At 68.7% G+C, this 10,201-nt stretch carries 10 protein-coding genes and 3 pseudogenes; 2 read left to right on the top strand and 11 right to left on the bottom strand.

Annotated elements, in window-relative coordinates; genetic code table 11:
- Positions 1-130: 130 nt before the first annotated feature.
- Positions 131-1,468 carry an IS630 family transposase gene (locus ACWGDX_RS11805; protein WP_453624596.1) on the bottom strand — a complete coding sequence of 446 codons (1,338 nt, stop codon included), beginning with the start codon at positions 1,466-1,468 and terminating at the stop codon, positions 131-133.
- A 117-nt stretch (positions 1,469-1,585) separates the two neighbouring features.
- On the opposite strand from ACWGDX_RS11805, the pseudogene ACWGDX_RS11800 reads away from it, so the two are divergent.
- A pseudogene (locus ACWGDX_RS11800) lies at positions 1,586-2,607 on the top strand (IS5 family transposase).
- Positions 2,608-2,795: 188 nt separating this feature from the next.
- On the opposite strand, the gene ACWGDX_RS11795 reads toward ACWGDX_RS11800, so the two are convergent.
- From ACWGDX_RS11795 to ACWGDX_RS11760, 8 genes and pseudogenes are all read right to left on the bottom strand, one after another.
- Positions 2,796-3,665 (bottom strand): SDR family oxidoreductase, encoded by an 870-nt coding sequence (locus ACWGDX_RS11795; protein ID WP_453624594.1) that lies wholly within the window; start codon positions 3,663-3,665, stop codon positions 2,796-2,798.
- Complete coding sequence (locus ACWGDX_RS11790; protein ID WP_453624592.1) at positions 3,662-4,453, bottom strand: SDR family oxidoreductase; 792 nt, start codon at positions 4,451-4,453, stop codon at positions 3,662-3,664. The genes ACWGDX_RS11795 and ACWGDX_RS11790 overlap by 4 nt, the downstream gene beginning before the upstream one ends.
- 109 nt (positions 4,454-4,562) lie before the next feature.
- On the bottom strand, positions 4,563-5,015 hold the full coding sequence (locus ACWGDX_RS11785; protein WP_453624605.1) for a hypothetical protein: 453 nt from the start codon (positions 5,013-5,015) through the stop codon (positions 4,563-4,565).
- 63 nt (positions 5,016-5,078) lie between these two features.
- Complete coding sequence (locus tag ACWGDX_RS11780; RefSeq protein WP_453624603.1) at positions 5,079-5,243, bottom strand: hypothetical protein; 165 nt, start codon at positions 5,241-5,243, stop codon at positions 5,079-5,081.
- A 167-nt stretch (positions 5,244-5,410) separates the two neighbouring features.
- Positions 5,411-5,884, bottom strand: a pseudogene (locus ACWGDX_RS11775) (MFS transporter); the annotation flags it as partial.
- Between the two features lie 363 nt (positions 5,885-6,247).
- Entirely contained in the window at positions 6,248-6,652 is a 405-nt protein-coding gene (locus ACWGDX_RS11770; protein WP_453624590.1) for a hypothetical protein, read from the bottom strand.
- A gap of 27 nt (positions 6,653-6,679) precedes the next feature.
- Positions 6,680-6,964, bottom strand: coding sequence for a hypothetical protein (locus tag ACWGDX_RS11765; RefSeq protein ID WP_453624588.1), 285 nt, complete (start codon positions 6,962-6,964; stop codon positions 6,680-6,682).
- Between the two features lie 538 nt (positions 6,965-7,502).
- Positions 7,503-7,844 (bottom strand): winged helix-turn-helix transcriptional regulator, encoded by a 342-nt coding sequence (locus tag ACWGDX_RS11760; RefSeq protein WP_453624586.1) that lies wholly within the window; start codon positions 7,842-7,844, stop codon positions 7,503-7,505.
- 237 nt (positions 7,845-8,081) lie between these two features.
- Here ACWGDX_RS11760 and ACWGDX_RS11755 point away from each other — a divergent pair.
- A pseudogene (locus ACWGDX_RS11755) lies at positions 8,082-8,279 on the top strand (hypothetical protein); the annotation flags it as partial.
- 40 nt (positions 8,280-8,319) lie between these two features.
- On the opposite strand, the gene ACWGDX_RS11750 reads toward ACWGDX_RS11755, so the two are convergent.
- Positions 8,320-8,748 (bottom strand): VOC family protein, encoded by a 429-nt coding sequence (locus ACWGDX_RS11750; RefSeq protein WP_453624584.1) that lies wholly within the window; start codon positions 8,746-8,748, stop codon positions 8,320-8,322.
- 51 nt (positions 8,749-8,799) lie between these two features.
- The gene (locus ACWGDX_RS11745; protein WP_453624583.1) at positions 8,800-10,167 is read right to left on the bottom strand and encodes a hypothetical protein; all 1,368 of its coding nucleotides are present in this window, start codon (positions 10,165-10,167) and stop codon (positions 8,800-8,802) included.
- Positions 10,168-10,201: the final 34 nt, after the last annotated feature.

The following is a 10,201-nucleotide window of genomic DNA, read 5'->3' as shown; positions in this document are numbered from 1 at the left end:
GAACTGCAGTTGCTCCTCGCGGTCTGGACCGGCGCCTGCCCCACCTGCCACCGCAACACGCCAGAACCGATACCAACCTGACCAAGCCCTACTAGTGTGATGCGCCGGAAATAGCGGCTCTAAGTTGCTGTCAGGTATCGGGGGTTGGCGGGTTGATTTTGGTGAGGTAGTCGGCGAGCGAGTTGAGGATCTCGTCCGCGGTCTTGGTCCACGTGAAGGGCCGGGGGTTTTCGTTCCAGGTGTCGATCCAGGCTCTGATGTCTTGTTCGAGGGCGTTCACAGAGGTGTGGACGCCGCGGCGGATGAGCTTGTCGGTCAGCAGGCCGAACCACCGCTCGACCTGGTTCATCCAGGAGGAGCCGGTCGGGGTGAAGTGGATGTGGAAGCGGGGGTGTTTGCCGAGCCAGGTCTTGATCTCGGGGGTGTTGTGGGTGGCGTAGTTGTCGCAGACCAGGTGGACGTCGAGTCCGGCAGGGACCGCCTTGTCGATCCGGGTGAGGAACTTCTTGAACTCGATGGCCCTGTGGCGTCGGTGGAGCTCCGATATGACAGTGCCGTCGGCGATGTTGAAGGCGGCGAACAGACTGGTGATGCCGTGCCGGTAGTAGTCGTGGGTGCGGCGTTCGGGCATGCCCGGCATCATCGGCAGGACGGGCTGGGAGCGGTCGAGTGCCTGGATTTGAGCCTTCTCGTCCACGCACAGGACCACTGCCTTCTCGGGCGGGTGGTGGTAGAGACCGACAACGTCGACGACCTTGGCGACGAACTGCGGGTCGGTGGAGAGCTTGAACGTGTCCTGGAGGTGGGGCTTGAGGTCGAACTTCTTCCAGATCCGGCCGATGGTGGATTTCGACAGCCCGGAGTGCTTCGCCATCAAGGCCCGTGACCAGTGGGTGTCTTTGCCCGGGGTGGACTCCAAGGTCGCGGTGAGCACGTCTTCGACCTGGTCGAGCAGGATCGAGGGCGGCCGGCCGGGACGCGGTTCATCGGTCAGTCCGTCCAGCCGCAAGCTGATGAACCTCGACCGCCAGCGGTTCACCGTTCCGTGCGAGACACCGAGTTCGGTGGCGATCTCCTTGTTCGTCCCGCCGTCCGCACACCGCAGCACGATTTTGGCTCGCAACGCGAGGAACTGAGCGGTCTTCGCCCGCCTCGCCCAGCGCGTCAACTCCGCACGCTCAGCCTCGGACAGTGCCAGCTCCGGCTTGCGCCGACCCGACCGCGGCCCGTCCACCAGGCCCGCCATCCGCCGGGCCACGAACCGCGAGCGCCACTTGCGCACGGTTTCCGTACTCACCTCGAAGCCCGCTGCCACAGCAGTATTTGACGTGCCGTCCGCACAGGCCAGAATGATCCGTGCCCGCTCTGCCACGCAAGCCGGGACCGCGCCGTCCGCCCAGCGTGACAACTCCGCACGCTCCTCGACGGACAGCACGACTTCGACAGCACGAGGACCCCGAGACGCCATGAAAACAACCTACAGACTTAGAGCCGCAATTTCCGGCGCATCACAATAGGTTCTGTTTGGGGTTCGGATCTTTGCGAGGCTTGGTGGGGTGCTGGGTGTCGCTGGTAGAACTCGGTCGTGGCGCGTTTTGATGTGGCGGATGCCGATTGGGCTTTGATCGAGCCGTATCTGCCGGTGGCGGCGACCGGGCCGTTGCCGCGGCGGGTGCGGGACCAGTTCAACGGGGTGCTGTGGCGGTTCCGCACCGGCAGTGGGTGGCGTGACGTGCCGGAACGGTACGGGCCCTGGTCCACCGTCTGCTCCCGGTTCAACGGCTGGGCCAGGGCGGGTGTGTTCCAGGGCCTGATGGACGCGTTGATCGCCGAAGCGGCGGCCCGTGGACAGGCCGGCCTGGAGCTGGTGAGCGTGGACTCCACGATTGTGCGGGCGCATCAGGAGTCGGCGGGGCTCGCGGTGGCGGGAGAGACCCTGGACGCGCTGGAGCAGGCACTGACCGAGGAAAAGGGGGCTCCGCTTCCCCGGCAGCCGCCGGTGCTGCGGGTGATCAGGTCACGGCCGCTGCGGGCCCGAGCAGTTCAGGTGAGGCCCCGCAAGAGGATCGTGCCGCTACGCGCCGGCGCCGCAGGGCCAGGGCGGCTGCCGCCGGGCTCGGACGGTCCCGGGGCGGACCGAGCAGCAAGGTCCATGCCGCGGTCGACGCTGCCGGGATGCCGCCGGCGTTCGTCCTCACCCCCGGACAGGCAGCGGACTGCACGCAGTTCCGGACCGTGCCGGGCAAGATCCGCGTCCCCGGGCCTGCCGGCCGCCCGCGAACCCGGCCAGGCGCGGTTGCCGCGGACAGGGCCTACTCCTCCAGAGCCAACCGGACCTACTTACGCCGGCGCGGCATCCGCGCAGTCATCCCCGACAAAATCGATCAAAGGGCCAACCGGAAGAAGAAGGGCTCCGCCGGAGGCCGACCCACCACCTATGACACCGAACGCTACAAACAGCGCAACACCATCGAACGCTGCTTCCAGAAGACCAAGACCTGGCGCGGTCTGGCCACACGCTACGACGAAGCTCCCGACAGCTACGAAGCCGGACTCCACCTCCGCGGATCAATCATGTGGCTGAAGCTCCTCACCACAACCACATGATCCGAACCCCAAACAGGTCCTAGCAGGGCCCTGTCCGGCCGGTCTCCGTGGGCCCGGAACGCCTGGCACGGCACCTCGCCGCGTTGTCGGAGTCGCCCGAGTACGTCCAGTACACGGGCGATCCTCCGCCTTGCGATGCATCGCGCCAGATGCCCCGGGCTGATCCACGAAGATCGACCGGACAGGACCTAGCCGGAGCGGCGCTGTGCGACCACCGTTCGAAGCGACGTCGTGGGCCGTCCGATCAGACGCTCGACGTCGTCGGTGGGGCTGAACTCACCGGCTTCCATCGCCTGGAACCAGGCGGCGATGAACGGCGCCCATTGACCCGGCGTGCCCGCCTTCAGGAGGAGATCGATGTAGTCCTCGGCCGAGATCTGCTCGTGGGTCACGGGCGTGCCGGTGATCTCCCCGACGATCCGGGTGTAGTCGTCGAGGGTGAAGGACTCGGAGCCCGTGAGGGTGTAGCCGCGTCCCTCGTGGCCGTCGGAGGCGAGGACGGCGGCGGTCGCTTCGGCCATGTCGCCGCGGGTGGCGAGCGCGATCGGGGTGCGGCCGACGGGTACCCGGACGACGCGGTCCGCTGCGATCTCCCCGATCAGCATGTCGAACGCGTCCAGGTACTGCGAGTTGCGCAGTACGGTGACGTCGAGCCCGGAGGCCGACAGTTCGTTCTCGGTGTACGCGTCCCACTCGGTGACCTGCGGAAGTACGAAGGTCGACCCGGCACGGCGCTGGACGGCCGTGTAGTGGATGTGGCGCACCCCGGCTTCCCTGGCGGCGCGGATCACATTCCGGTGTGCGGTCTTGGCGTCGGTGAACGACCTCGCCGAGACGAGGAGAAGCTTCTCCACCCCCTGAAAGGCCGCGACGAGAGTGTCCGGGGCCTCGTAGTCGCCCTGCCGTACGGACACTCCGCGCTCGGCAAGATGGGAGAGTGCCTCGGGCTTCCGGGCGAGTGCCGCGAGCCGTGCGGCGGGAACCCGCTTCAGCAGGAAGTCCAGGACGTCGCCTCCGAGGCCGCCGGTGGCGCCGGTGACCATGATGAGCCCGCTCATGCGTCTGCTCCAGTTGTCGCGGCCCGCTGTCCGGGCACGAAGGGGATGGTGTCGGGGGCGTCGCGCCGCGCGGCGAGGACCGCGCGGGCGGCGTCGCCGACGGGGATGCGCAGCGGCAGCTCCGGGGCCTCGGCGGCGTCCGCGATCTCGACGGCGGCCTCCTCCGGGGTGATCGTCCCGGCCATGGCGGCGTTGCCGGGGTCGGGTGCGGCGAGCGCCCGGTACGGGTCGTCGGGGAGCGTGTAGCTGGGTACGTTGTCCAGCGCCCCCGAGCTGACGGTGCCCGGCTCCAGCAGGGCGGCTTCGAGCCCGAGCGGGGCCACCTCGATGGCGAGGGCCTCGACCAGCCCCTCCAGGGCCCACTTGGTCGTCTGGTAGGCGGCGCCCGGGGGCACGACCATGCGGCCGACGACGCTGGACATGAACAGCAGGCGGCCGCTCCCACGGGCCCGCATGCCGGGGAGGACGGCCTGGGCGACCCGGAGCGAACCCAGCGTGTTGAGGTCGAACAGCTCGGCCAGCCTGTCCGCGGGCGTGGCCTCGACCGCGGCGAAGAAGATCGCCCCCGCGTTGGAGATCAGGATGTCGACGTCACCGGCGTTCCGTACGGCCTCGGCGACACTCTCGGCGTCGGTGACGTCGAGCGGCAACCGCTGGTCGACGTCGAGACCGGCGAGCGTACGGGGATCACGGGCGGTGGCCACCACCCGATGCCCACGCCGCGCGAACTCCGCGGCCGTCGCACGGCCGATACCCTTGGAGGCGCCGGTGATAAATATTGATGACATGTTTTCTCCTGCCGTTTCATATCGATTCATACCGATTTGCCCGGTGGTGGAAACGGGGGCGCTTCCGGTCCTCGGGCGTGCGGACCGGTGGCGTGCGGACCGGTGGCGTTCAGACGGTGGTGCGGGCGGCACGGGGTTTCACGCCGGCCTCGATCCCGGGCCGCGAGCCCTGACCACGCGTCAGAACGGGAAGGCAGGCCAGGACCGAGAGAAGGGCCAAGGCCCCGGCCCACCACCAGCCGCGGGTGAACCGGTCGAGGTCGCCGGCGGTGATGGTCGACGACCCCACGACAATCACGAGGATCGCGACGCCGACGACGTTGCCGAGCCGCCGGCCCATCCGCACGACCGCGCTCCCCGTCGAGGCCTGCGCGGGCGCAAGCCCGGCACCGGCGGCGGGGATGATGGTGGGGACGGCGAGGCCGACACCGACACCGACGCCCGCGACGAGCCAGCCGGGCAGGACCCGCGTGGCGTACTGCGGGTGGACGGTCAGGGACGTACCGATCAACACGCCGCCGCCCATGAGCAGGGCACCGAGAATCGCCGTGACCGAGACCATGACGGGCCCGGCCGCGACGGCCGGCCCCGTACAAACCGCCGACCATCTCCAGCCTTCCTGGAGTCACAGCACCAGGCCGAGGAGCTGGATGCCGAAGCAGATGCCGAGTGCCGGGTTGGCGAGATTACCCCAGGTGAAGGTCCGGTTGCGGAAGAGGCCGAGGTCGATGACGGGCGCCCCCGCGCGGGCGGAGCGTATGAGGAAGAGGGGTACGCAGACGACAGCCACGGCAAAAGCGGTGACGGTACGGCCGCTCCCCCACCCCCACGCCGGCCCCTCGACCCGGCGAGAGTGAGAGCGCCTACGCCGGTCACGACCAGCGCTCCGCCGAGCAGGCCGGGGGTGCCGGTCTCCTCGCCGCGCCGGAAGTTGGGCGCGACCAGGCCCGCGACGGCGAACGCCGCGATGCCGATCGGAACGTTCGTGACGAAGATCCACCGCCAGGAGAACTCCACCAGCAGCCCGCCGAGCGCCGGCCCCGCCGCCGCGCCGAGCGACCCGCTGATCGCCCAGAGCTGGATCGAGCGCGCACGCCGCGCCTCGGGGATGGCCGTGAGCACCAGTCCCAGGCTCGTCGGCACGAAGGCTGCGGCGCCGACCGCCTGGACGCAACGCGACCCGACGAGCGGCCAGAGGTCCCCGGCCAGGGCGCAGCCCAGGCTGCCGAGAGCGAAGAGCGCCAGGCCGAGCAGGAACGTCGTCTTGACCCCGTACCGGTCACCGAGTCGTCCGGCCGGGACGAGCAGCGCGGCGAACACGATGGCGTAGGCGTTGAGGATCCAGCTCACATCGGCCAGGGAGCCCCCGCCGAGCGCCTCCCCGATCGGGGAGAGCCCGACGTTGACGATGAACACACCGAAACCGCTCATGAAGATGGCCACGCAAAGCACACCGAGAAGAACGGCCGGATGGCGCCCGGTGCCGGCTTTCGTCACGCGCCCTCCTTTAAGGGTTTGATTTCCACACTCACTGTGCAGAGAACCCTAACAGCTGAGTTTGAAATCCGCACCTACTGGCTGTCGCGTACGGAAGGAAGGGCGGACCCCGCTGCGCCTTTGGCGCGTATCTCGGTCACACCCCTTGAGGCTCGTGGGTTCAGGGGAACTGAAGGTTTCTCGGCGGGAACCCGAGGGGCGGGCGTCCTGGTTCCCGGGTGCGGCCTCTCGGGTTCGTTGTGAACCCGTGTGTGTGGCCTCGCTGATGCAGGGGTGTGCGTGTCGTCCTGACTCGGTTCACTCTTCGTCGCGGTGGGTGAGGTGGCCGTTGGTGAGCCGCCAGTAGTGCTGGTGCGGTGTCAGTTGCCAGGTCTCGTCGGCAGCGATCGCCTGCGTGATCCATTCGTGGAGTTGCGGGAGGGCATACGCTCGTAGGACAGCGCGGGCGGCAGCACGTTCAGTGGCATCGACCGGGTGGACGTCTATACGGAAGCCGACCGCGTCCGGGTGGATGCCGCGGCCGTAGTTGCGGGGGTTCGGAGCAACCCACGCTGCTCCCAGGACGATGGTCCCGCTGTCATGCCCGGTAAGGAACCGCAGGTCCGTGACGTGGGTCATGTGAGGACCGAGACACTCGTCGATGTCGGTGGTGGTCAGTGGCCAGGCGCGGTGCCGGGGCAGTCTTCGATTTCGTGCGGACATGGCAGGCAGAATGGCAGAAGGCCACGGTCAGTTCTCACAGGTTTGTTCGGCGGGCTGCTCCAGCAGTGCCCGTGCGGAGTTCGCGTAGCGGATCGCGGTCTTCTCGTCCAGGCCGAAGACCTCGGCGAGGTGGAGCGGATCGGGGCCATGGACGAGGGCTTCTTGGAGCCGTCGGTCGACGCGGAGCTGTTCCAGGGTGGCGGCCTGGCCGCGAAGCGGCGCGGTGCGGTGCGGGAGACCTGGCTGATGGCGCCGGTTCCCAGGGCGGTGATCTTGTTGATCAGCAGCTGCGGGTTGGCGGTGTCGGGCCAACGGCGGCGCCGGAAGTCCAGCCACTCGCGGGCGACTTGCAGCGTCAGCTCGTCCAGGGGGCGGACTCGGCCGTCGACTGTCGGATTCCGGTTGCCGATGTCGAGGTCGTCGAGTCGAAGGCGGCGGATCGCGCCGGACCGGGCCGGACCGGGCCGCGTGGACCGCGGCGAGGGCAAGGACCAGGCTGTCCGCCGGTCTGGTGACCGCGGCAACGGAGTTCTCGATGTGCTCGGGCTCCAGGGGCTGGAAGATGCCGTGCTCGCGCCGGCCGACGCGGATACGGCTGGTCGGGTTCTTGAAAATGGTGCCGTTGCTTCTTCGCCCGGCCGAACAGCGACCGCAGCACGGTGAGCGCGTGCCGGCGCCGCCGACCGTGGAGAGTGCCGAGGTGGGCCGGGACATCGTCACGGGTCACTTCGCGCAGGTGGCCGCAGGGGGGAGGACCCTTCCACCAGGAGAGGGCGGATGTGCGTCAAACCCGGTGCAACAGAACGCGCGGGTCATGGGCCGCCAGACACCGCCGATCATCGCGCGATGATCAGTCGTCCCCGAAGGCGTGGTTCTCGCCCCAGATCTCCAGCTCACGCAGCACCGGCGCGATGGCCTCTCCGGCCGCGGTGAGGACGTACTCGTCGCGCGGCGGGTGCTCGCTGTAACGGCGGCGGCTGATGACCCCGGCCTCTTCCAGCTCGCGCAGCCGGGTGGTGAGCCTGTCCCGGGGTGCACCCGTGTTGGCCTGGATGTCGTTGAAGCGGTTGACCCCGCGAGACAGGTCACGGAGCACCAGCAGCGACCACCGGTCGCCGACGATGTCCAGCGCGGCGGCTATCGGACAGCCATGCCCGCCGCCGATCTCTATGGATTTGCTTTTCAGACTCACGCGACCCAGCGTACCCGATGAGTGAGTTTGAATGTCGTACTCATGGGCGGGCGAGACTGCTGTGGCTGACAAAACTGAAGCTGAGGCGCTGGTACGGCGCTTCTACGAGCCGCTGCACGCCGGCCCCGGCCCCGACGGGTGGAAGGGGACCACGGGCTACTTGCGCGGCGTCCTGGCCGACCTGGCCTTCACGATCGAGGTACATCGTCGTGGACGGCGACCGCGTGGCGGTACACCGAAGCCGAGCGGTCCCACAAGCAGGTCCGCGCCCGCGTCGAGCACGTCTTCGCCGGGACGAAGGCCTGGAAGATCCTTCGTGACTGCCGCCTGAAAGGCGACGGCGTTCACACCGCCGTGCTCGGCATCGCCCGGCTGCACAACCTCGCCCTCACAGGGTTACTCCCGACCCATACGGGACCGGAGAGGCCCAAGTGAGGCGGCCCCCACCTCCCCACCACCCCAGCTCGGAGAACGCTCAGTCGATACAGAACTCGTTGCCCTCGATGTCCAGCATCGGGATGCACGCGTCATTGCCGTCATACAGCGTTTGCACGTGTACCGCACCGAGAGGAACCAGCCGCGCGCATTCGGCCTCAAGCGCGGCGAGACGCTCCTCACCCACGAGACCGGTGCCGACCCGCACATCGAGGTGCACCCGGTTCTTGACGGCCTTCCCCTCGGGAACGCGCTGGAAGTACAGTCGCGGGCCCACACCTGAGGGATCTGTACAGGCGAACCATGAATCCCGCCGCTCGGGTGGCTGCGCACGCTTGAAATCGTCCCAGGTGGCAAACCCCTCCGGCGGAGGCGGTACGACGTACCCCAACACTTCGCACCAGAAACGAGCGAGACGCTCAGGTTCCGCGCAGTCAAAGGTGACTTGGAACTGCTTGATCGCTGACATCGGCGCACCGTAGCAGGCGGACACTGCCGCACGTCTCCCAGGAGCCTCGCCTCATTCCCGTGCGGTGCGAGGCGGTAGGTCCCGAGCGGCGAGCAGGACGTTCTCGGTCGCCCCGAAGCCGCTGGCACCGATGATCCCGGCTTGGCCCGTGCCGTGATAGCGGGCCCAGCAGCCCGCGGGCGCCTCCCCGAAGAGCACCGGGCTCAGCACCGGGGCGATGTCCACGTACTGCGACTGAGGACCGGCCTCGCGCGACATCTCCATCTGGTAGCGCCCCGGCTCCACATACTCCTGGACGATGGAGTCGCCGTCGGCGAGGGCGGCGGCCACCGCCGTGCCCCACTCCTGGTCGGTGGCGTACGGGCCCAGGGTCACCTGAAGGCCCATCATTCCGATCGCCTTCTTCAGCACGAAGTCGTGCCGGTGCTCGAGGAGCAGCGCGGCGAGGTCGTGGTGCCCGCGGTTCCATTCGACCTTCCGGGGGTGGACGAGCCGGGTCCACGGGAGGTAGCGGGCGACCAGGTCCCGGTCCTCGTCGGTCATCCAGGGCTGCCCCTCGGAGATCCAGGCAAGTGTCTTCTTGTTCGCGATCAGATAGCTGCTCTGCGGGGGGAACAGCAGCGCGCCCTGTGCGACGGCGCGGTGCACGGGCTCCAGGCCGATCCCCAGGTCCCGCCAGTCCTCCACCGCGAAGTAGCGGTGCAGGAGGCGATACCGGAGCTCGTCTCCGCTCCCGGCCGTGAGGTCGGCGGGCTCCAGGAACTCCGAGGCGAGTCCGTGCCGACGGTAGTAGTCGGCTTCGAGTTCGTAGTAGCGGGCACTCTCGGCGTCGGGCCGGTCCAGGCGGCTGCCGAGCAGAGCGACGGCAGGCGGCAGGCCCAGTTCGGCGCACACTTCGCGGTAGAGGGCGGCGCGGGCCGCGAACGGCTCGTGCCCCTCGAAGGGGGCGGCGTCGGGGCCGCCGTATATCCGGGTCCAGGCCTCGGTGAACAGATGGATCTCCGCGGGGCCGCCGAAGGTGCCGCTGACGTTGAACTCGATGAACTTCGGGCCATCGGCCCCGATCACCACGTCGGGACGGGCCATCGCGGCGGCGTAGCGGATCTCGAAGTCCTCGTCGGCCACGAAAAAGGGATACGGCTCCTGGTCGGCGTCAAGGGCTTTGAGACGTCCCGCGCGGTGGGATGCGGCTTCGCGCACCGCGCGCTCGAGCAGGCTCAGCAAGGCGCGGGCCGCGCTGAAGAGCTCGTCGTAGGCCTCGCGGGCGGCAACCAGCGGTTGGAGGGCGAGCACCTCCGACTGGAGACGGGTGCCGCAGTCTCGGAGCTCGTGTCGCAGGATCCGCTTGACCTTCGATGCGCTCACCGACCGGCCGGCCGGCGGGGTGCCGACTCCGAACCACGGGTGTGTTCCTGACACAGTGCTCTCCTTGGACGGACGGCAGGGGTGGCTG

The sequence above is a fragment of the Streptomyces sp. NPDC055025 genome (assembly GCF_053608565.1).
The sequence above is the reverse complement of the archived record's forward strand: the minus strand, read 5'-3'. Positions and strand labels throughout refer to the sequence as shown.

Bases quoted from the DNA above. Each gene is read 5' to 3' on its own strand.
- ACWGDX_RS11805 (WP_453624596.1), bottom strand. From the start codon at position 1,468: ATGGCGTCTCGGGGTCCTCGTGCTGTCGAAGTCGTGCTGTCCGTCGAG.
- ACWGDX_RS11795 (WP_453624594.1), bottom strand. From the start codon at position 3,665: ATGAGCGGGCTCATCATGGTCACCGGCGCCACCGGCGGCCTCGGAGGC.
- ACWGDX_RS11790 (WP_453624592.1), bottom strand. From the start codon at position 4,453: ATGTCATCAATATTTATCACCGGCGCCTCCAAGGGTATCGGCCGTGCG.
- ACWGDX_RS11785 (WP_453624605.1), bottom strand. From the start codon at position 5,015: ATGGTCTCGGTCACGGCGATTCTCGGTGCCCTGCTCATGGGCGGCGGC.
- ACWGDX_RS11770 (WP_453624590.1), bottom strand. From the start codon at position 6,652: ATGTCCGCACGAAATCGAAGACTGCCCCGGCACCGCGCCTGGCCACTG.
- ACWGDX_RS11750 (WP_453624584.1), bottom strand. From the start codon at position 8,748: ATGTCAGCGATCAAGCAGTTCCAAGTCACCTTTGACTGCGCGGAACCT.